A 20,612-nucleotide genomic window follows, 5' to 3' on the forward strand; every position below is an offset into this window, starting at 1 on the left:
ATGCGTGAAGCGCACCATGACCGCGTACCGGACCAGCCCGCCGGGCTGACGCGCAACCTGGCACGGCAAGCCAGGTCATTTGCATCGCCGCGTCTCGTTGCCGACGTAGGCGGCACCAATGCACGATTCGCCATCGAAGTGGCGCCACGGGTGTTCGCGCACCACAGGATACTTGACTGCGCCGCCCATGACGGCATCGACGCGGCCCTGCGCGCCTACCTGGCGACACTCGGAACACTCGGACCGCAGGTGCGCCACGCTGCCATCGGCATCGCCACGCCCGTGCTGGGCGACCATGTAAAGATGACGAACCTCGAATGGTCGTTCTCCATTGACGCGCTGCGCGCCGCCTTCTCGTTCGAGCGCCTGCTGGTGACAAACGACTTCACCGCGCTGGCGCATGCGCTGCCCTACCTGACGCCAGCGGAACTGGTGCAGGTTGGCGGCAAGCCGGCCGAGTCGCCATCCCCTGTTGGATTGCTTGGCCCGGGCACAGGGTTGGGTATGGCAGGCCTGACACCCTGCAACGGCACGTACATGGCGTTAACGGGAGAAGGCGGCCACGCGAGCTTCTCTCCCAATGATGAAGACGAGATGCGGGTGTGGCAGTATGCGCGCGAGCGCTTCGGGCACGTGTCCGCGGAGCGCCTGCTTTCCGGTCCTGGGCTGGCGCTGATCCATGACGCGATCCGTGTGCGCGGGCCGGGAAAGCGTCAGCTTTCGCCTGCCGAGATCACCGAACATGCGCGCATGGGATCCGACCCCGATTGTCAGCGAGCCGTGGCAATGTTCTGCGCGATGTTAGGCTCGGCGGCCGCAGACCTGGCCCTGACGATAGGGGCGCGGGGCGGCATCTATGTGGGCGGTGGCATCGTGCCGCGCCTGAGGGACATGTTCGCGAGATCAGCGTTCCGCCGCAGGTTCGAGGACAAGGGCCGCATGCGTGCCTATCTGGAGGAGATCCCCGTCTACGTGATTCATGCATCATTCCCGGCTCTGACGGGATTGTCGGCGCAGCTTGCACAGACGCTGCCAGGTTGACGGAGGCCAGGCACACCACCACTGGACCAGCTCCGCGCGCTCAGAGGAGAGCTGGCCCGGCAGGCAATGTGCCATTCCGGTAGCAGCGCCCGCGGCCGTTCATCCGGTCTGGACCCTCTGCCCGAAGTCGCAGTGCTCCCGGGCCACGCCGTTACGGCGTGCCGCCCGACACATCGATCCGATACACCCGCCCGCTCGTCGCCGACGTGCCCGGATCGGCCAGCACGTACAGCGCCTGCCCGTCATCCACGCCAAAGGAGAACACACTGCCTGGGATCGTGACGTTCCAGTCGACCTGTTCAGTGGCAACGCCATCGCGGACCATGAAACTCAGCAGCTTGCCCGTGCAAAGGTCGGAATAGAAGTACCGCCCATGCAGCACCGGATTGGCACTGCCCCGGTACACATAGCCGCCGACGATGGCACAAGCGCCCGCTTCATGGCCGTATTCGAAGACCGGCATGGTCAGCCCGGCCTTGTCGCACGCGGCCGCACCCACGCAGGCGGTGCCCTCGGTCCGGTTCCAGCCGTAGTTCAGGCCCGCGCTGGTGGCCGGCGCCACGTCGACTTCCTCGCGCTGGTCCTGGCCGACATCGGCGATATACAACAAGCCGGCGTCGAACGAAAACCGCCACGGGTTGCGCAGGCCGAGGGCCCAGATTTCGCCGCGACTGCCGGACTGGCCGATGAACGGATTGCCGGCAGGCACGCCGTAGCCGGACGCGCCGCTGACGTCGATGCGCAGCATCTTGCCGAGCAGCGTTCCCGCGTTCTGGGCGTTGCCCGACGGATCGCCACCGCCGCCGCCGTCGCCCGTGCCGATATAGAGCATGCCGTCCGGGCCGAACGCGAGCTGGCCGCCGTTATGGTTGGAGAAGGTGCCGTGCGGGATCGACAGCAGCACGGTGCCCGATGCATCGGCGATATCCGGATTCGCGGCCGACACGTTGTAGCGGGCGATGGTGATAGCCCCATTGGCGTCGGTGTAATAGACGTAAAAGCGGCCGTTGGTCCCATAGTTGGGATCGAACGCCATCGACAGCAGCCCGCGCTCGCCATCGGTCGTCGTCAGCGCAGCGATATCGAGGAACGGCGTAGCGACCAATGCGCCGTTGCGCACGACCCGGATGCGGCCGGCGCGCTCGACCACGAACAGGCGCGAATCGCCGAGGGGCGCTGTCAGGAAGATAGGCGCGGAGAATCCGCCGGCAACCTGCGTCAGCGACAACTGCAACGTTTCCGGCGAACCGTAGGCTACGCTTGCCAAAGCACGGCCGCCCGCAGTCACCGCCACGGTCTGCGAAGGCGGCTGCGGCTTGAGGAGCGCGCTGCCCGTCAGCACGCTGGCGGCACTGACGGTATAGCTGCCAGCAGCCAGGTTGGACAGCGTGGTCGACTGGGTCACGGTCTGGCGGAACTGGCCGGGCCCCAATACCGTGATGGCCGCCGACGTCCCGGACGGCAGGCCGGAGATGGAGAGCGTCAGCGTGCCGGTGCCGCTGGCGCTGTCACTGCCCCCGTCTCCCCCGCCCCCTCCGCAGGCTGCGATACCCAGGCAGCAGGCGATGAAGAATCGGCAAAGCGAGTATCGAAGTGCTTCGGACATGGCGCGCTCCTGTCACGGCTCGGGCACAGCCTGCCATGCAAGAACCGATCCACGGCCCTGGCACAAGTCCTGCCGGGCCCTTCCGGCGGCAGCCGCGCCTCGCCTTTGCAAAAAGATACGTCATGCGCGTGGCATCGGCGATGCATGCAGTGGTCCACTTGCTGGACCGGGCAAAGTCCGTCCTCGATGCAGGCTGGTCATCCTTCCGCACAATGCTCGCGTACAAGGCGATTGCGCATGGCGCGTGGTACGAGGAAGTGGACGAACGTTTCACCAACTCGGAAATTACTGACTGCTTTCCTTAGTCGAGCCCTTTCTCCGACAGAAACGCCTGCATCAGATCTGCCACCTGCAAGTTATTCAAGTCCGAAAACGGAAAATGCGTGTTCCCACGTACTCCGATGTCCGGCAAGTGAACAAGCCTGGCGTCGCCGCCATGGCGATTGACGGCATCGACCCACAGCTTTGCCATCGCTAGCCGCACGCGCCAGTTGTCCAGCCCCGGGTCCGCGCCAGGCTGCGTCGGGATGTTGTCGCCGTAGAAGAGGACGATCGGAATGCGCGTGAGCGACTTGAACCGGGCCATCGTCACCGCCACGCCGGCCAAGGGTCCGGTGAGGCTTGGCATTGCCGCAGGCACCTCACCTTGCGGAAACACGAAGCCGCTGCCAGGTTCGTAGGACACCACGGCGCGGATGGCCGGGTTGCGCATGACCGCTTGCCATCCCAGCCCGCCGCTGTAGGAATGCGTGACCAGGATGCCGGGGCCGATACGGTGGAAGAGTGCCGATACGGCATCGACAGCCACCTGGTTATCCAACGGCCCGGTATCCGGCACCATTTGCCTGAAGAACTGGTTCAGTGCCTCCGGATCCTTCGAGAACTGCACGCCGCGGTAAAAGTCCGGCCATGCGCCCAGACGAAACATGTTGAACCAGCGTTGTTCATCCGGTTCGGCGGCGATTTGCGCGGCGACGGTGCTTCGGCCCGCGCCACCCCGGCGCGGTTGGTCCAGCAGGTACACCGGAAAGCGGCGGCGCAGAAATATCGTCTGGAATCCTTCGCGACCGTCGGGGGTGGTCTCCCACGTCTTCGAAAACTCGCCAAAGCCGTGCCACATCACCAGGGGCAGCTTGCGCGGGTTCACGGGAATCTGGTAAGCCACGCGCGCATGGTCACCATGCAGCGTCTGCCCGTCAGGACCGGCCTTACCCAGTTCGTAGGTACCCGGGCTACGCACGACGGTGCCGCCGACCGCGAAGCTGCCCTGGGCCTGGAGCACAAGCGGCGCGGACGCAACTGTTGCGCGCGGCGCAGAGAGGGCGTTGCCGCTGAAGACCACTGTGCAGATGAGTGGCAAGGCAAGAAATGCACGAAAATCAAGAAGCATGTCAGCATCCTCAGAGCCCGAGCCGTCGCTCGCTGATACCCGCGTATGGCTATAGCTGAAAAGGCAGGCCGCGTTGCCGCTTGCCGGTCAGCCGCGCGATAGCATTCGCGAACGCCGGCGCGAGCGGTGGCAGACCTGGTTCACCCATGCCGGTCGGCGGATCGGCACTGGGCACGATGTGCACGTCGAAGGCAGGCATGTCGGTAATGCGGGCGACCGTAAAGTCGCCGAAATTGCGCTGCTCGACCTGCCCTTCCTTCAGCGTAATGGCAGCCCCCTGCAGGCAGGTCGACAAGCCCATCACCGCCGCGCCTTGCACCTGGGCTTCAACCGTTCGCGGGTTGACTGCCAGGTTGCAATGCACGCCGGCGGTTACCCGATGCAGCACCGGCCGCCCGTCCTGGACGGAAGCTTCGACCACGTAGGCGACCACGGTGCCGAAAGACTGATGCACGGCCACGCCCCAGGCATGCCCGGATGGCAAGGGCTTCCTGCCGTACCGGCTTTTTTCGACTGCCAGCTCAAGCGCCGCCCGATGACGGGGATGCTGGTCGCCGAACAGCCTCAGTCGGTAAGCCACGGGGTCTTGCTGTGTGCGCGACGCGATCTCATCGACCAGTGTTTCCATCACGAAGGCCGTATGCGTACTGCCCACGCTGCGCCACCAGTGCACTGGCACATTGAGCTTTGGATGATGCACCGTCAGTCGCATCGGCAGCGGGTATGGCTCGCGCATGCCCTCGACGGCGGTTCGGTCGACCCCGTCCTTGATCATGAACGCGCCGAACATCGTGCCGTCGGTGATCGATTGCGCGACGATGGCATGGTCCCAGGCCAGGACCCGGCCACGCTCGTCGAAGCCGATGTGCGCGCGATGCAGGTGCATCGGACGGTAGAAGCCTCCGCGCATGTCGTCTTCGCGACTCCAGAGCAATCGCACCGGCGCGTTCAGTCCTGCCGTACCAGCGGCACGGGCAACGCGACAGGCATCGACAACATAGTCGCGGTTGCCCATCGCCCGCCGGCCGAAGCCGCCGCCCGACGATTGCACGTGAATGCGCACCTGCTCGGGCTTGAGGCCCAGCACCTTGGCCGCGGTGGTAACGTCAAGGCCCGGCATCTGTGAGCCGGTCCAGAGTTCCGCGCGGTCTGCCGTCAGTTGTACGGTGCAATTGAGCGGCTCCATCGCGGCATGGGCGAGGTAAGGAAACAAGAACTCCGCCTCGATGCGGTGCGGTGCCGTCGCCAGAGCCGCGATGTCGGCGTTGAACCAGCGCGAGCCCGGCTGCCCGGCCAGTTCGCGGTACCGGGCCAGTTGGCGCGTGCTGTCCACCTTCTCGACCTTGTCGTCGTCCCAGTCAAGCTGGAGCGCTTCGCGGCCCTGGCGCGCCGACCAGTAGCCATCGGCAACCACGGCCACGCCCTCAGCTCCCAGATCCAGCGGTACACGGAAGACACCCTTGACGCCACGTACCGCCCGCGCGGCGCGGTCGTCCACGGCACGCAGCCGGGCGCCGAAAACCGGCGGACGTGCTATCACGGCCGTCAGCATGCCAGGCAGGCGCATATCGATGCCGAAGCTTTGACGGCCGCTGCTCTTGGCGCGCGCGTCCAGCCGGCCGGTGGGCTTGCCGATCAACCGGAAGTCCCTTGGATCCTTGAGCGTAACCGTCTCAGGCACAGGCTGGGCCATGGCGGCATCGGCCAGTTCGCCGTAACCGGCTTGTCGGCCACCCGGCCCCGATACGCGGCCGTTGCGTGTCTGCAGCGTGGCGACGTCCATGTTCCAGCGCGCCGCGGCGGCGGCCAGCAGCATTGTCCGGGCACGAGCCCCGAGTTCCCGGTATTGCTGGTAGCTGTTGCGGATACTGCTCGAACCGCCCGTGAGATGCAGGCCCGAGGTCGGGTCGGCGAACGCCGGCGCATTGTCGCCGAGGCGACTGGTGACCAGGCTCCAGTCCGCATCAAGCTCTTCGGCCAGGATCATTGGCAACGCTGTCTGAACGCCCTGGCCAAACTCGAGCCGATTGACGGCGACGGTGACCGCGCCGTTTGCATCGATCTGCAGGAACGCGGCGGGCTGCTGCGTCGGTTTCAACGTTGCCGGCGTGGCGGCATCCGCGGGGCTGTTGCCAATGAGGGGAAATACGCCCAGCGCCAGCCCACCGGCGCCGGCCAGTTTCATGAACCGACGCCGGGGCATGGAGGCTGGCGCGTCGTCTTGTTCGATCAGGTGCCGCAGGGCCGGCGGGAGTTCTCCGAGGAAGGTATCGGGCTGCATCATCGACCTTGTTCAAGCCAGTGCACGGGCCGCGTCGGCGACGGCAGCGCGAATGCGGGCGTAAGTGCCGCATCGGCAGATGTTGCCAGCCATCGCGGCATCGATTTCCGAGGCGCTGGGCCGCTTGCCCTTGGGCAGCGACTTCAGGAAGGCCGTGGCACTCATGATCTGGCCACTCTGGCAATAGCCGCACTGCGCCACGTCGTGCTTGACCCACGCGTCGCGCACGGCGTTGCCGACACGGTCGGTGCCGCCGGTCACCTGTTCGATGGTGTGGATCTTCTGTCCTTCCGCCGCCGAGATCGGCGTCACGCAGGAGCGGATGGCCTGGCCGTTGAGGTGCACCGTACAGGCCCCGCACAGCGCAGCGCCGCAGCCGAACTTGGTGCCCGTCAGGCCCAGCGTGTCACGCAGGGCCCAGAGGACAGGCATGGCGGGATCGATATCGACCGAATGCTCACGGCCGTTGATATTCAGAACTGTCATGGGATCCGTTCCTTCACTGTGGCTTCTTGTTGAAGGCTTCGCGCGCGATGCCGGCCGCCGTCACGGCGCTGGGCCAGCCGGCATAGAAGGCCAGATGGGTCAGCGCCTCAACAAGTTCGGCCTCGGTGAGACCATTCTGCCGGGCCAGCGCCATATGCGAGCGCAATTGGTCCGGGCGATTCATCGCGATCAGTGCGCTGACGGTGACCAGGCTGCGGTCGCGCGGCGACAAGCCGGGCCGGGCCCACACGTCTCCGAACAGCACATCGTCGGTCAGTTGCGCCAGCTTGGGCGCCACGTCGCCGAAGCGCCGCTGGGCCACCGACGGTTGTGCAGCATCTTGCGCGGCCGGCCCCGGTGCCGCCGTCCCCGCGCTGTACTGCTCGTCGCTCACCTGTTCCAGCCAGTCCACTGTCTTGCCATCGCGCGCCTCCTGGATTGCCATGTGGGTCATCGCGCTGTCGGCCGCACCGTGCCAGTGCCTGGTGTTGGGCGGGATGCGCACCACGTCGCCGGGGCGGATTTCCTCGACCGGCCCGCCCCAGCGCTGCACACGGCCGACGCCGGCGGTGACGATGAGCGTCTGGCCAAGCGGATGCGTGTGCCACGCGGTGCGGGCCCCGGGAGAGAAGGTCACCGTTCCTGCCGACGTGCGGTCCGGCCCGGTGGGCGTGAACAGCATCTCGACCTGGACGCTGCCCGTGAAGTTTTGTGCCGGCGCCGCCTGGACCTGGCGCGATGCTGCGCGCGAAATCTGCAAGTTCGGTTCGGCCGCGCCCGCGGCATCCATCATCGACAGCGCGAAGGTAGCAATGGCAATGGACCTTCTCATGTTTCGTGCTCCCTCACTCATCGCCCAACACGTGCCTGCAACGCTGCGGGATAACGATCGCCATGGACCTTGACCTGATCGAGCGCGCTGTGGATCTGGCGCAGTTCGTCGCCGGACAGTTCCACCGACGCCGCGCCGAGGTTCTCATCAAGCCGGTGCAGCTTAGTCGTGCCTGGAATGGGGACAATCCACGGTTTCTGCGCCAGCAGCCAGGCCAGCGCCACCTGGGCCGGCGTGGCCCGCCTGGCCGTCGCGATGCCGCCCAGGGCGTCGATCAGCGCCTGGTTGGCCTGCCGCGCCTCCGGGGTGAATCGCGGCACGACGTTGCGGAAATCGTCTTTCGCGAATGTCGTGTTCTGGTCGATCGCGCCAGTCAGGAAGCCCTTGCCCAGCGGACTGAACGGCACGAAGCCGATGCCGAGCGCTTCGAGGGTTGGCAGGATTTCGCGTTCTGGTTCGCGCCACCACAACGAATATTCGCTCTGGAGGGCAGTCACCGGCTGCACGGCGTGGGCGCGCCGGATCGACTCGGCGCCAGCCTCGGACAGGCCGAAGTGGCGCACCTTGCCTTCAGCGATCAGGTCTTTCACGGCGCCAGCCACGTCCTCCATCGGCACCCGGGGATCGGTGCGATGCTGGTACAGCAAATCGATGCGGTCGGTCCTCAGGCGTTTGAGGGAAGTTTCCACCACGGATCGAATGCGCTCGGGGCGGCTGTCCATGCCTTTGGCGGCATCGCCGTCCTTGAAGCCAAACTTGGTGGCGATGACAACCTGATCCCGAATTGGCTGCAAGGCTTCGCCAACCATTTCCTCATTCAAGGCACCGTAGGCTTCGGCGGTATCGAAGAAGGTCACCCCGCGCTCGAAAGCTTCGCGGATCAGTTGGACCGCCGGGGCACGTTCCAGTCCGGGACCGTAACCAAAACTCAGCCCCATACAGCCGAAGCCCAGGGCAGAAACTTCCAGGCCAGAACGGCCGAGTTGTCGCTTGTGCATGGCGGTCTCCCGTCCAATTAGTCCGATACCCCGGACTGTAACGACCACTGTCTCAACCAACTAGGCCATTCTCGCTTGCATCAGTTACAAGAAAAACTTGATAATCGGCTTCCAAGTCGGGAGATTGCCATGCCGATCAACGAATTCAGAGCGATCGCCATGTTCGCCAAGGCGGTCGAGTTGGGTAGCATCCGACGCGCGGCCAAGGCACAAGGGGTGACGCCACAGGCAGCCAGCCAGGCGATCGCTCAGCTGGAGCAGCATCTTGGCGTTCGCCTGCTCCACCGCACCACGCGGAACCTGGCGCTTACCGAAGAAGGACAGCGCCTGCTCGAGAACACCCAGCCGGCAATCGCGGCGCTGGACCGGGCACTGGCCATGGCCCGCGAAGCCAAGGACGACATTGCCGGGCCCCTGCGCATCGTGGGTCCAAAGTCGTCTTTCGCGCCAATCCTCATGCCGGTGCTCGATGAGTTCTGCCGGGCGTATCCCGACATTCAGCCAGACATCCAGCTTGACGACGGCATTGGCAACTGGGTATTGGATCGCATGGATGTCGGCTTCAGGATCGGCACTTCGCCGAGCGAGGGCGTGATTGGCCGCCAGTTGTTCCCGATCCAGATGATCGTGTGCGCTGCACCGGCCTACCTGGCCAGCCACGGCGTTCCCGCCACGCTGGACGATCTGGTCGCCCACCGATGCAGCGTTTTTCGCCACCCCGCAACCGGCACGGTATCGCCCTGGTATTTGACGGTAGATGGCAAGCTCGAGCATAGGCCGATGTCCCCGGCATTCTCGACCAACGACACCGAACTCGAACTGCAGGCTGTGCTCGCCGGGCAAGCGATCGGCCAGCTCGCAAACTTCTCTGCGGCAGCACACATCCGTGCCGGCAGGCTGGTACCTGTGCTGCTCCAGCACATGAGCGCTCACATCGGACTGCACATCTACTACGGAAGCCGCACCGCACAACCGAAGCGCGTACGGGAATTTCTGGATCTGGCGATTTCCCGCCTGCTGAACTCGCCTGATTTCGTATTGACTGGAAAGGAACTCGGGACTGCTTCGCGGGGCTGGCAAGATGCGCAGCGGCGGGGAAAGTAAAAGCGAAGATGCGTTCGGGTCGACTACCGCCGGACCCGGCGTTGGCCGAATAGCAAACGAACGGGACGCGCAGGCAGTAATATGAGCGCTCCCTCCCTCACTTGGAAGTACCGCGATGCAAGTACTGGTTGACGCAGACGCCTGCCCGGTTGTCGTCAAAGAAATGTTGTATCGGGCCGCACAACGTGTCGAAGTGTGCGTCACGCTGGTTGCCAACCAGTATATGCGCACGCCGCCTTCCCGCTTTATCAAGGCACTGCAAGTGCCTGCGGGCTTCGACGTCGCCGATGACCGTATCGTCGAGCTGGTCAGCAGCGGGGACCTCGTCATTACCGCGGACATCGTTCTTGCCGCCGCCGCCCTTGACAAGGGCGCCTATGTGCTCGACCCGCGAGGAAGCTGGTTTAGCCGTGAGAACATCCAGGAGCGCCTGACGATGCGCGAGGTGATGGAACAACTCCGCAGCTCGGGCGTGGATACAGGCGGACCGGCACCGTACGCCCCGCAGGATAGCAAGGCGTTCGCTGGCCAATTGGACCGCTTCCTGGCACGCCATGCGCCGCCAGGTGCCGTTGCCTGAGGCGTGCTAGCCATAGCAACGCAATAGTGGACCGGCCTTGGGGTTCAAGGTGGCAGCATTGGGTTACGGCTGGCTGTGGCTGCTCTATGTATGGCCAGTGTTGCAGCTCTTCTAGTCGCCATTTCGGCGCACCCTCCTGGCATGGCGCTCGAGCAGTTCGCAGGTAACTCCGGCGAGTCTGCGGCTGTCTCGTTGCTCTCTGCGAGCCGCCACCGACGTCGGCATTCTGCAATGGATCGGTCAGAGCCGACCGCAGTTTCGCGGCGGGCATCCGACCGGGATCGGCCATTTGTGGCCATTCCCGGGTGTCAACGTCAACGACCGAAATTCAAGCCGGCAACGGTCATCGCCGCCACGTGCAGCTATTCGAGTACGACCGAACTCCCTTCTGTCACTCAGCCCTGCACGCGACCGCTAATGCGCCGCGATGGGTAGCAACTGCCCCCAATCAAGTACCGTGCCGCGGCGCCTCGCTCTGCGCTTCTTGCAGTTCGCGCCACTGGATCTTTCCGGTGGCCGACTTTGGCAGCGCCTCGACGAACTCGATCACGCGGGGGACCTTGTAGGCGGCCAAGCGATCGCGACACCACTGGATGATCTGTTCGGCGCTGGCCTCCTCGCGCCCCTGCATGCCCGGCTTGAGGACGATGACAGCTTTCACGGTCTCGCCGCGCCGCTCGTCGCTTGCCGCGATCACGCAGGCCTCATGGATGGCCGGGTGCCCGTAGAGCAGGTTCTCCACCTCGGCCGGCCAGATTTTGAAACCGGACGCATTGATCATGCGCTTGAGGCGGTCGCGCAGGAAGAAATAGCCGTCATTGTCGACGAAGCCAAGGTCGCCCGTGCGCAGGAAGCGCTTGCCATCGATCTCGATAAAGCTCTCGGCATCGGCCTCGGCATTGCGCCAGTAACCGCGCATCACCTGGGCGCCGCTGACGATGATCTCTCCCAGTTCGCCCTGCGGCACCTCCACGCCGCTCTGCGGTTCGATCACGCGCGCGTCGACCCCGAAGGTAGCAATGCCGAGACACTCGCGCTTGGGCCGGTGACGCGGGTTGGACAACAGGAAGGCGGCGGTCTCGGTCATGCCATAGGCCTCGATATAGCCCAGGCCAAAGCGCTCCTGCAGCATGGTGGCCACGGCATCGGGCATGGCCGCGCCACCGCCGCCAATGAAGGCGAGGCAGGAGAGGTCGCGCTCAAGAATGCCCGGCTGGGAGAAGAAATCCACCAGCATGGCCGGCGTCGCTCCCCAGTTCGATACCCGGTAGCGCTCGATCAGGTTTGCCGCCAGCGCGCGGTCCCATCTCGGCAGCAATACGATGGTGGCGCCCAGGTAAAGCGGCGCATGGATGCCGTTCTGCATGCCTAGCAGGTGGAACATCGGTGCCACTGACAGGAACGCCGCATCAGGCGTGTTGCTGCGCCAGATCTGCGAGCCGGCCGCGGCGCTCATCAGCGTGCCGTGGGTATGCATGCAGCCCTTGGGATGGCCGGTCGTGCCGGAGGTGTAGGCCAGCATGCACAGCGTGTCATAACCGGCTGCGTGGGGCAGCGGCACCAGGCCGGTGGCATCCGCGTCCTGCCAACGCACCAGGGTGTCGCCAGCCGGTGCCTGCCCCGGCAGCGGGCTGCGCGCGCGCAGCCAGGCCGGCACGACCGGGCCCCCATCGGATTCTGCCTCGCCGGGCAACATGTCGGCGTATTCATGGATGATCACGTGCGACAGCTCGTCTCCGTGCAACGGCGCCACCCGCTCATAGAGCTCGGCCGCGGAAAAGGCCACGTGCGCGCCGCTGTCGGCGGCCACATGCTCCAGCTCGGCAGTCAGCCACATTGGGTTCGCCGGCACCACGACGGCCTCGGCTCGCAAGATGGCGTAGTAGGCGATGATGAACTGCGGGCAGTTCTGGCTGTAGAGCAGCACGCGGTCGCCGGGCGCGACACCGCATTTGCACTGCAGGTAGCCGGCCATGCGCTCGATCTGCCCAAGCAGCGCGGCATAGGAGATCGCGCTGCCGAAGTACTGGATGGCGGTCTTGTCCGGGTAGCGGTGCGCGGCCACCTCGACGTTGTAGACCAGGCTGGTGCGGGGTACGCTGGCCTCGGCAGGTAGGCCAGGGGGCCAGAATGGGGAGCGACGGATGGGGTCGGCCGCACGCGAAGGCGATGCGCCAGAGGTCGAAGACTGCGTCATATTGTCCGGTCTGCAAGTCCTTCATTTATTGCGATCGCTTCAGCGACACCGTTCGGGGCACCGTGTATTCCAACAGCCCATCGACGCCGTTCTCAATGCCAACGCCCGATTGCTTGTGGCCGGCCATGGGCTTGCCCGGCCCAATGGTGTGAATCTGGTTGACCCAGACGGTACCGGTGTTGAGCCGCAACGCGACTCGCATCGCGGCCTCCGCGTCGCGCCCCCAGACCGAACCGCCTAGTCCGTATTCGCTGTCATTCGCGCGCGCAATGGCGTCGTCCACGTCACGGAACCTGAGCAAGGGCAGGATCGGGCCGAACGGTTCCTCGCAGACCACGCGTGCGGTGTCCGGCGGGTTGTCCACGAGCGTGACAGGAAAGAAATAGCCGCTTCCGTCCGCCACTTGGCCGCCGGCAAGGATGCGATAGCCAGCAGTGCGTGTGTCCTCCAGCAGATCCTTCAGCCGCTCGAACTGGCGGCGGTTCTGCACCGGCCCAAGCTGGACGCCGTCCGTGTCGCCCGGCCCAACGCGCGTCTCCTGCGCGAGCCTGACCAGTTCACGCGCCAGCCGGTCGTAGACATCTTCATGGATATACAGCCGCTTGATCGCAAGACAGAACTGGGCATTGTTGGCAAATGCGCCCCAGAAGATCGCAGGCGCGATGGCCTCGACATCGGCATCGGGCAGGACAATGGCGGCGTCATTGCCACCCAGCTCCAGCGTCAGCCGTTTCAGGTTGACCGCAGCGGAGGCCATCACCGCACGGCCTGTCTGGGTCGAGCCTGTAAAGCTGAGCTTGTCGATGCCCGGGTGGGCCGACATCAACGGTCCGAGGGCATCGGTGCCACTGATGACATTCAGCACGCCAGCCGGCAGGACGTCGCGCAGCAGTTCGCCCAGCTTCAACGTCGTCAGCGGCGTGAACGGCGATGGCTTGAGCACCATCGTATTGCCGGCAAGAAGGGCCGGCGCCACCTTCCACATGGCGAGTGCCAGCGGGAAGTTCCAGGGCACGATGCCACCAACGACGCCTAGCGGCACGCGCAGGACACGAACCTGCTCGGTGGCAGACTCGCTGACCGTCTCCACGGGGAGTTCGAGCCTAGCCATCTCGGCGCACCAGTACGCTCCCCTTTGCACTTCCTGCCGCGCCTGGGCAAGGGGCTTGCCCTGCTCCCGCGTCAACAGTTGCGCCAGTTCCTCCAGGTTGGCAGTGATGGTCTCGCCGATCCTGACGACATATTGCTGCCGCGCCTGCAGCGGCAAGCCGGCCCATGCCGGCGCGGCGCGCCGCGCGCTGGCAACGGCCTCGTCCAACTGCGCCGGCGTCGCATCGGGTGCTTCGGCGACGACGCGCTCCGTAGCGGGGTTGAGTACATCAAAGCCGGCCAGCGTGGACGCGGCTTTGCCATCGATGGTCATGCTGAATCCAGCGGTGTCACCCATGATGATTCGGACCTCTTTTAACTAGACGGATTTCGACAGGCCACACCGAGGACGCGCGGCGAAGCCGGGCTGCGTCGCGGGGTGGCGGATTGGCAATTCAAAGATCGAGGACAAGCAACGAGGATTTCGCGCGAGAACAACAGGGCGTGAACTGGTTGCCGCAAGCGTGTTCCTCATCGGTAAGAAAGACATCCCGATGATCGGCCTCGCCCTCCAGCAGGCGCGTCACGCACGTTCCGCACGTTCCCTCCTCACACGACGTGTAGATGTCGATGCCAGCCTCAAGCAGCACCGAAGTGATCGAGCGGTCTGCGGGAATATGGAAGACCTGGCCGGTGCTCGCGATCCTGACGTCGAAAGCGCCGTCATGCGAGGTATCTACAGGCTTTGCATTGAAGTACTCATATCGCACACGCTGCTTCGGGATCCCTGCTTGCTCGGCCGCGCGGCATACCCATTCGATAAAGCCGGAGGGGCCGCAGACATAGATCTCGTCATCGCTTCCCACTTGAGCGAACAGTCTCTCGGGATCCAGCTTCTGCGAATCGCCTTGATCGTCGTAGTAAAGGGCGACGTGCTGCCTGTAAGGGGATTGCTCGATACGGCGGCGGAACGCGGCCTTGTCCTGGCTGCGTGCACAGTAATGAAGGGCGAAGCCGGTTCCCGACGCATGCAAGGCCTCGGCCATGCATAGCATCGGCGTGACACCGATCCCGCCTGCGATCAGGATGCCTGGGGCGCCTTCCTTCAGCGGAAAATGGTTCCGGGGCACGCCGATCTCGACGACGGCGCCCGGCTCGAACCGCTCGTGGATGGCGACCGAACCGCCGCGCGAAGCTTGGTCACGAAGCACGCCGATCAGGTAACGGTGGCGTTCCGACGGCGCATTGCAAAGCGAATACTGCCGCACGACACCGGGAGCAACGTGGACATCGATATGGGCGCCGGCCTCGAACGGCGGCAGCTCGCCCCCATTCGGATCGCGCAGATCCAGGCTGATGATGTCGTCGGTCTCGCGGTTGCGTTGCGCAATGCGTACGAATAGTGTGTCTTGGGATTTCATGGCACGATGCTTTGCTGCAGACTGCGATGGAATGGCTACTGCATGACGCAGCGAACGGGAAGGTGCTTGGGTCCGCCGACAAAGCAGGAGGCAATCATTTCCATCTCGCCGGCCGGTTCCACGCGTTGCAGGCGCGGAATCATTTCCTCGAACAGGATGCGCATCTCCATCTTCGCCAGGTGCTGCCCCAGGCAGACATGAGCGCCGAAGCCGAATGCCAGGTGGCGGTTTGGCTTGCGATCGATGTTGAACGCAAAGGGCTTGTCGAAGACCTCTTCATCACGATTCGCCGATCCATAGCACAGCATCAGCCAGTCGCCCTTGCGAATCTTGCGTCCGCGGATTTCGGTGTCTGCCGTCGCGGTCCGCATGAAATGCCGCACCGGCGATGCGAAGCGCACCGCTTCGTCAATGAACTGCGGGATCAGCGACGGGTCGGCCTGGAGTCGCGGCAGCAGCTCGGGAAACTGGCTCAGCGCCCACATGGCTACCGCGGACGAGGACGATGTAGTGTCGTGTCCTGCCGTGGCAATGATGACGTAATAGCCCAGGCGGCTGACCTCGCTGATCGGCTCGCCGTTGACGACGGCATTGGCGAGCAGCGTTGCCACGTCATTGCGCGGATTGACCCGCCGGTCGGCGGTGACTTTCTCGAAGTAGTCCCTGAAGTCCGCCACCACCGCCATCAGGCTCTTTGCCAGGGCGCCGTCATTCGCGCTTTTTTCCTGCTTGGCCCGTTTGAGTTCAGGATCCTCGCCACCAAAGAGTTCCTGGGTCAGCAGTAGCATCCGGGACTCATCCTCCGGCGGCACGCCGAGGATGTCCATGATGACGTGCAGCGGATAATGCAAGGCAATGTCCTTGGCGAAATCAATGGTGTTGCCATCGCTTTGCTGAAGCTTGTCAACGATCTGCCGTGCCAGCCCCCGGATCCGCTCGTCCAGCTTCAGGATGCTGTTAGGCATGAACCACGACTGCGTCAGCGCACGCAGGCCCTTGTGCTCATCGCCATCCACGTGTACCAGCGCCTTGACGATGTGCGGGCACCCCGTGGTCGCGATCACATGGTCGATCGCCGCCTTGGGCCGACAGACGACGGAGTAGTCCCCGTTGCGGAAGAGATTGTTGTCGCGAGAGATGGCGGTCACGTCGGCATGCTTGGTCACGACCCAGAATGGATCGAAACCATCATTGACGGCGCGCCCCAACGGATTGTTCTCGCGCGCCCACGCATAGGCCGCGTGCAGCCGGGCGGGATCGGCATAGGCCCTGGGATCGACCAGGACTTTCGCCACGTCGCCAGGAAGATCAAGATCGGTGTGGTTCATGGTATCGATATTTGTGGGGTTGGGGCTCAGGGCAGCAGCACGGGCTTGACACACAGTCCCTGCTTTTGCTCCGCGACTGCACGGTTGATTTCGGAAAGGGGATAGGTCTTGACCAGCCTGTCAAAGGGAAAACGCCCCGCGAGGTAGAGGGACATCAACTGCGGGATGAAGACATCGGGATCGCTGTCGCCTTCAATGATCCCGCGATAGGTGAAGCCGCCGCGCATGGCCTCGCGCAGCGTCCCCGGCAGGCCCAGGTTCGTTGCATGGGCGGGCGGCACGCCGACAAAGCCGAACGTGCCGCGCGGAGCCAGGAGCTTGGGCACCGCTTCAATGACCGCGGGGATGCCGCTGGTATCCAGCGCATAGTCGACCCCATGGGGCCCAATGGTGCGCACCGCGGCAGCCAGGTCGGCACTCTGGCCTGGATCGATCGCATGCGTGGCGCCGAGCGACAAGGCCAGGTCGCGTCGGTTGGCGTTGGGCTCGACCACGATGATCGTCCGGCATTTCTGCAGCACGGCGCCCATCACGGCACTGAGCCCGACCGCGCCTCCGCCCAGCACCACGAGCGATGCGTTTTCATGGCAAGCCATCGAGCGCATGATCGCGCCCGCGCCGGTCTGGATGCCACAGCCAAGGGTGCCGGCGATCTCGAGCGGAAGGCCATCCGGCACCTTCACCACATTGCGTTCAGTCGTCAGTGCATGCGTGGCGAATGAAGACTGGCCGAAGAAGTTGCCGGAGATCTGACCGTTGCCGTCGCGCATCGATGTCGAGCCATCGCCGCGCTGGCCGACGAAATTCAGTGCTGCCATCGCATGGCAATAGGCCGGCGCATGGCGATCGCACTGCGGACAATGACCACAGGATGCGAACGTGATGGCAACGTTGTCCCCAGGCTTCACCTTGGTCACGCCGGCACCGACCATCTCGACAACCCCGGCACCTTCGTGCCCGAACACGGCAGGCATGGCGATGGGGAGCAAACCTTCGGCAGCGACCAGATCGGTATGGCAAAGCCCGGCGCCGACGATCCGGACCAAGATTTCCCCTGCCCCCGGAAGGTCTAGCTCGACCTCTTCCAGGACAAACGGCGCGCAGGGCGCCCGTGTCACGGCAGCAGTGATTTGCATGGTGTCTCCGCGTTGTTTATTAGCTGGACCGCGTGGCACGCGTCCGTTAATTATTAGAATCAGAACTCTGGTTCTATTATTGGGAGGCAATGAACCCGCTTCAATGCGGGCTTTCCCCTACGAAAGAAATCGAGGTGCGTGGGCCAGGCGTGAAGCGCCAGCGGATGCGGCGCCGGGCGAGGTTGCGCCTGTGCTGCATAATGCTGGCCTGTCCCAGAATCAGGATTGCCGTTTCCATGGCTGCCACCCTAAAGCGCCAAGAAGATCACAAGAGGCGCCAGCCCCGCGCCGCGCACGCCGCAAGCCAGACTGCAGAAGCGGCGCCGGCGCTGCGCCCCCCTCGCCAGCTTCGCAGCGAAGAAACACTGGCCAAGATGATCCTGGCGGGACGGGAACTGATCGAGCAGCACGCGAATTTTGATCTCGTCCTGATCAGCGATGTCATCCGCACCGCAGGCACCTCTACTGGGGCTTTCTATGGCCGCTTCAAGGACAAGGACGCCTTCATTGCGTCTGTCCTGGACGCCGTCTTTGCGGAAATGCGGGCCGAGGCGGATAAGGTGATCCGGAACGATGAGGCATGGATGCAAGGCACGGCATCGGAACTCGCCGCCCGCATCGTCCGGTACTACGTCGACATGTGCCGGCGCAACCAGGGCATGTTCAAGGCCGTGCTGCGCCACTTTGCCGCGCTCGATCCGGATTCCAATCCGATGCGCTGGCTGGACCGCCACATCCAGAGCCTGGTCGCGCCGGTCCTCGCGCATAAGATGCAGGCCCAGACCCAGGACGGTTCCGAGTCAGAAGTCCGGATCGCCATGCAGATGGTCGTAGGCACACTTACCCTCACCCTGCTGACCGACCCGGGGCCTTTACGTTTTGACGGGGATCTGCTCGAAACCAAGTTGACGGCGATGATGCAGCGGTTCTTGCTCCTGCCCTGATTTCCGCTCGGCCGGAGGTGTTTCCTATGAGTGGCTGCTGTGCACAACCGATGCTGACGTTCGCCACCAAATGCTGAATGACTGAAAAGGTCGGGGAGCGCCGCCCGACGCCCTTCCCTCAGTCGACCGAAGTCGGGCCAACTTCGGTCGTTGGGTGGTGTATGCGCGGAGGACCGCTATGGGTCGCTTTGAGACCCTCACTCCACCCCGCAGATCGGCGAAGAACCCAAAGAAAAAGCCGCTCCAAAGAGCGGCCTTCCCGGCAAACGAAGTAAAGGGTCGCCCCAGGATCAGTCATCCAGCAATGACAAGTCCCGCACCGCGCCCTTATCCGCCGACATCACCAGCTTGGCATAAGCCTTCAGCGCAGCAGACACCTTGCGCGGACGCGCCTTGGCCGGCTTCCACCCCTTGGCGTTCTGCGCCTCGCGGCGGCTCGCCAGTTCCTCATCGGACAGCAGCACGTTGATCGTGCGGTTGGGAATGTCGATGCGGATCTTGTCGCCGTCGCGCACCAGGCCGATGGCGCCGCCGGCTGCCGCTTCGGGCGAGCAGTGGCCGATCGACAAACCCGAGGTGCCGCCGGAGAAGCGGCCGTCGGTCAGCAGCGCGCACGCCTTGCCCAGGCCCTTGGACTTGATGTAGCTGGTCGGATAGAGCATCTCCTGCATGCCGGGGCCGCCCTTGGGGCCTTCGTAGCGCACGATCACCACGTCGCCGGCCTTGACCTTGTCGTTGAGGATGTTCTCCACCGCCTCGTCCTGCGATTCGGTGACGTGGGCCGTCCCTTCGAACACGAGGATGCTCTCGTCCACTCCGGCGGTCTTCACCACGCAGCCGTCGAGCGCGATATTTCCCGTCAGCACCGCCAGGCCGCCTTCCTTGGAGAAGGCGTGCTCGTAGGAGCGGATGCAGCCCTCGGCGCGGTCCAGGTCCAGGCTGGGCCAGCGCGTGTTCTGGCTGAACGCCACCTGGGTGGGAATGCCCGCCGGGCCGGCCAGGTAGAAGTTCCTGACGGCTTCGTCCTGGGTGCGGCTGATGTCCCACTGCTCCAGCGCGTCCTTGAGCGTGGGGGCATGCACCGTGGGCACGTCGGTGTGCAGCTTGCCGGCGCGCTCCAGCTCGCCCAGGATGGCCATGATGCCGCCCGCGCGGTGCACGTCTTCGATGTGGTACTTGTTGGTGTTGGGCGCCACCTTGCACAGTTGGGGCACGACGCGCGACAGGCGGTCGATGTCGGTCATGCCGAAGTCGATGCCCGCCTCGCTCGCGATCGCCAGCAGGTGCAGGATGGTGTTGGTGGAGCCGCCCATGGCGATGTCCAGCGTCATGGCATTCTCGAACGCCTTGAAGCCCACCGCGCGCGGCAGGATGCGCTCGTCTTCCTGCTCGTAGTACTGGCGGGCCAGTTCCACGATGCGGCTGCCGGCGCGCTTGAACAGCTGCTCGCGGTCCGCGTGGGTGGCCACCACCGTGCCATTGCCGGGCAGCGACAGGCCCAGCGCCTCGGTCAGGCAGTTCATGGAGTTGGCGGTGAACATGCCCGAGCACGAACCGCAGGTGGGGCAGGCGGAGCGCTCCACCTCGGCCACGTCGGCGTCGGAATAGGCGCTGTCGGCGGCGATCACCATGGCGTCCACCAGGTCGAGCTTCTTGAACTCCATGGCCTTGGTGACGGGGTTGGCCAGGCGCGTCTTGCCGGCTTCCATGGGACCGCCGGAGACGAAGATCACCGGGATGTTGAGCCGCATGGCGGCCATCAGCATGCCGGGGGTGATCTTGTCGCAGTTGGAGATGCACACCATGGCGTCGGCGCAGTGCGCGTTGACCATGTATTCCACCGAGTCCGCGATGATGTCGCGGCTGGGCAGCGAATACAGCATGCCGTCGTGGCCCATGGCGATGCCGTCATCGACCGCGATGGTGTTGAACTCCTTGGCCACGCCGCCCGCGGCCTCGATCTCGCGCGCGACCAGCTGGCCCAGGTCCTTCAGGTGCACGTGCCCGGGCACGAACTGGGTGAAGGAATTGACCACCGCAATGATGGGCTTGGAGAAATCTTCGTCTTTCATGCCGGTGGCGCGCCACAGGGAGCGCGCCCCCGCCATGTTGCGGCCGGCGGTGGAGGTTTTGGAACGGTATGTGGGCATTTTATTGCTGAAGAAATATCGCAGAAAGG

The 20,612-nt window shown here is 64.6% G+C and carries 16 protein-coding genes and 1 pseudogene; 5 read left to right on the plus strand and 12 right to left on the minus strand.

What is annotated here, in order from left to right:
• On the plus strand, positions 1–1,041 hold the full coding sequence (locus ACW4E8_RS19655; RefSeq protein WP_456806051.1) for a glucokinase: 1,041 nt from the start codon (positions 1–3) through the stop codon (positions 1,039–1,041).
• A gap of 151 nt (positions 1,042–1,192) precedes the next feature.
• Here the strand turns inward: ACW4E8_RS19655 and ACW4E8_RS19660 are convergent, their stop codons facing one another.
• Positions 1,193–2,647 (minus strand): PQQ-dependent sugar dehydrogenase, encoded by a 1,455-nt coding sequence (locus ACW4E8_RS19660; protein WP_456806052.1) that lies wholly within the window; start codon positions 2,645–2,647, stop codon positions 1,193–1,195.
• Between the two features lie 170 nt (positions 2,648–2,817).
• Here ACW4E8_RS19660 and ACW4E8_RS19665 point away from each other — a divergent pair.
• A pseudogene (locus ACW4E8_RS19665) lies at positions 2,818–2,943 on the plus strand (zinc ribbon domain-containing protein); the annotation flags it as partial.
• A gap of 5 nt (positions 2,944–2,948) precedes the next feature.
• Here the strand turns inward: ACW4E8_RS19665 and ACW4E8_RS19670 are convergent.
• From ACW4E8_RS19670 to ACW4E8_RS19690, 5 genes are read right to left on the minus strand one after another with little or no spacing between them, the layout of a single operon-like run.
• On the minus strand, positions 2,949–4,037 hold the full coding sequence (locus tag ACW4E8_RS19670; protein WP_456806053.1) for an alpha/beta hydrolase: 1,089 nt from the start codon (positions 4,035–4,037) through the stop codon (positions 2,949–2,951).
• A gap of 49 nt (positions 4,038–4,086) precedes the next feature.
• Positions 4,087–6,318, minus strand: a complete 2,232-nt coding sequence (locus ACW4E8_RS19675; RefSeq protein WP_456806054.1) for a molybdopterin cofactor-binding domain-containing protein — start codon at positions 6,316–6,318, stop codon at positions 4,087–4,089.
• A 12-nt stretch (positions 6,319–6,330) separates the two neighbouring features.
• Positions 6,331–6,804, minus strand: coding sequence for a (2Fe-2S)-binding protein (locus ACW4E8_RS19680; protein WP_456806055.1), 474 nt, complete (start codon positions 6,802–6,804; stop codon positions 6,331–6,333).
• Between the two features lie 13 nt (positions 6,805–6,817).
• Positions 6,818–7,636, minus strand: a complete 819-nt coding sequence (locus ACW4E8_RS19685; protein WP_456806056.1) for a (R)-mandelonitrile lyase — start codon at positions 7,634–7,636, stop codon at positions 6,818–6,820.
• A 17-nt stretch (positions 7,637–7,653) separates the two neighbouring features.
• A complete protein-coding gene (locus ACW4E8_RS19690; protein ID WP_456806057.1) occupies positions 7,654–8,634 on the minus strand; it encodes an aldo/keto reductase in 981 nt (326 codons plus the stop codon).
• A gap of 129 nt (positions 8,635–8,763) precedes the next feature.
• On the opposite strand from ACW4E8_RS19690, the gene ACW4E8_RS19695 reads away from it, so the two are divergent.
• Complete coding sequence (locus ACW4E8_RS19695; protein ID WP_456806058.1) at positions 8,764–9,738, plus strand: LysR family transcriptional regulator; 975 nt, start codon at positions 8,764–8,766, stop codon at positions 9,736–9,738.
• 115 nt (positions 9,739–9,853) lie between these two features.
• Positions 9,854–10,318, plus strand: a complete 465-nt coding sequence (locus ACW4E8_RS19700; protein WP_041228526.1) for a YaiI/YqxD family protein — start codon at positions 9,854–9,856, stop codon at positions 10,316–10,318.
• Between the two features lie 448 nt (positions 10,319–10,766).
• Here the strand turns inward: ACW4E8_RS19700 and ACW4E8_RS19705 are convergent, their stop codons facing one another.
• The 5 genes from ACW4E8_RS19705 to ACW4E8_RS19725 all read right to left on the minus strand — a co-directional run bounded on the left by ACW4E8_RS19705 (position 10,767) and on the right by ACW4E8_RS19725 (position 17,489).
• Positions 10,767–12,515: a long-chain fatty acid--CoA ligase gene (locus ACW4E8_RS19705; protein ID WP_456806059.1), complete on the minus strand. Its 1,749-nt coding sequence runs from the start codon at positions 12,513–12,515 to the stop codon at positions 10,767–10,769.
• A 25-nt stretch (positions 12,516–12,540) separates the two neighbouring features.
• On the minus strand, positions 12,541–13,962 hold the full coding sequence (locus ACW4E8_RS19710) for an aldehyde dehydrogenase family protein (protein ID WP_456806060.1): 1,422 nt from the start codon (positions 13,960–13,962) through the stop codon (positions 12,541–12,543).
• A 97-nt stretch (positions 13,963–14,059) separates the two neighbouring features.
• Positions 14,060–15,025, minus strand: coding sequence for a PDR/VanB family oxidoreductase (locus ACW4E8_RS19715; RefSeq protein WP_456806061.1), 966 nt, complete (start codon positions 15,023–15,025; stop codon positions 14,060–14,062).
• 35 nt (positions 15,026–15,060) lie between these two features.
• Positions 15,061–16,353 (minus strand): cytochrome P450, encoded by a 1,293-nt coding sequence (locus ACW4E8_RS19720; RefSeq protein WP_456806062.1) that lies wholly within the window; start codon positions 16,351–16,353, stop codon positions 15,061–15,063.
• Positions 16,354–16,379: 26 nt separating this feature from the next.
• Positions 16,380–17,489 (minus strand): NAD(P)-dependent alcohol dehydrogenase, encoded by a 1,110-nt coding sequence (locus ACW4E8_RS19725; RefSeq protein ID WP_456806063.1) that lies wholly within the window; start codon positions 17,487–17,489, stop codon positions 16,380–16,382.
• A 236-nt stretch (positions 17,490–17,725) separates the two neighbouring features.
• Here ACW4E8_RS19725 and ACW4E8_RS19730 point away from each other — a divergent pair, with 236 nt between their 5' ends.
• A complete protein-coding gene (locus ACW4E8_RS19730; protein ID WP_456806064.1) occupies positions 17,726–18,433 on the plus strand; it encodes a TetR/AcrR family transcriptional regulator in 708 nt (235 codons plus the stop codon).
• Between the two features lie 290 nt (positions 18,434–18,723).
• Here the strand turns inward: ACW4E8_RS19730 and ilvD are convergent, their stop codons facing one another.
• Positions 18,724–20,583: a dihydroxy-acid dehydratase gene (gene ilvD / locus ACW4E8_RS19735; protein ID WP_456806065.1), complete on the minus strand. Its 1,860-nt coding sequence runs from the start codon at positions 20,581–20,583 to the stop codon at positions 18,724–18,726.
• Positions 20,584–20,612 lie beyond the last annotated feature (29 nt).

The sequence above is a fragment of the Cupriavidus sp. CP313 genome, assembly GCF_054072015.1.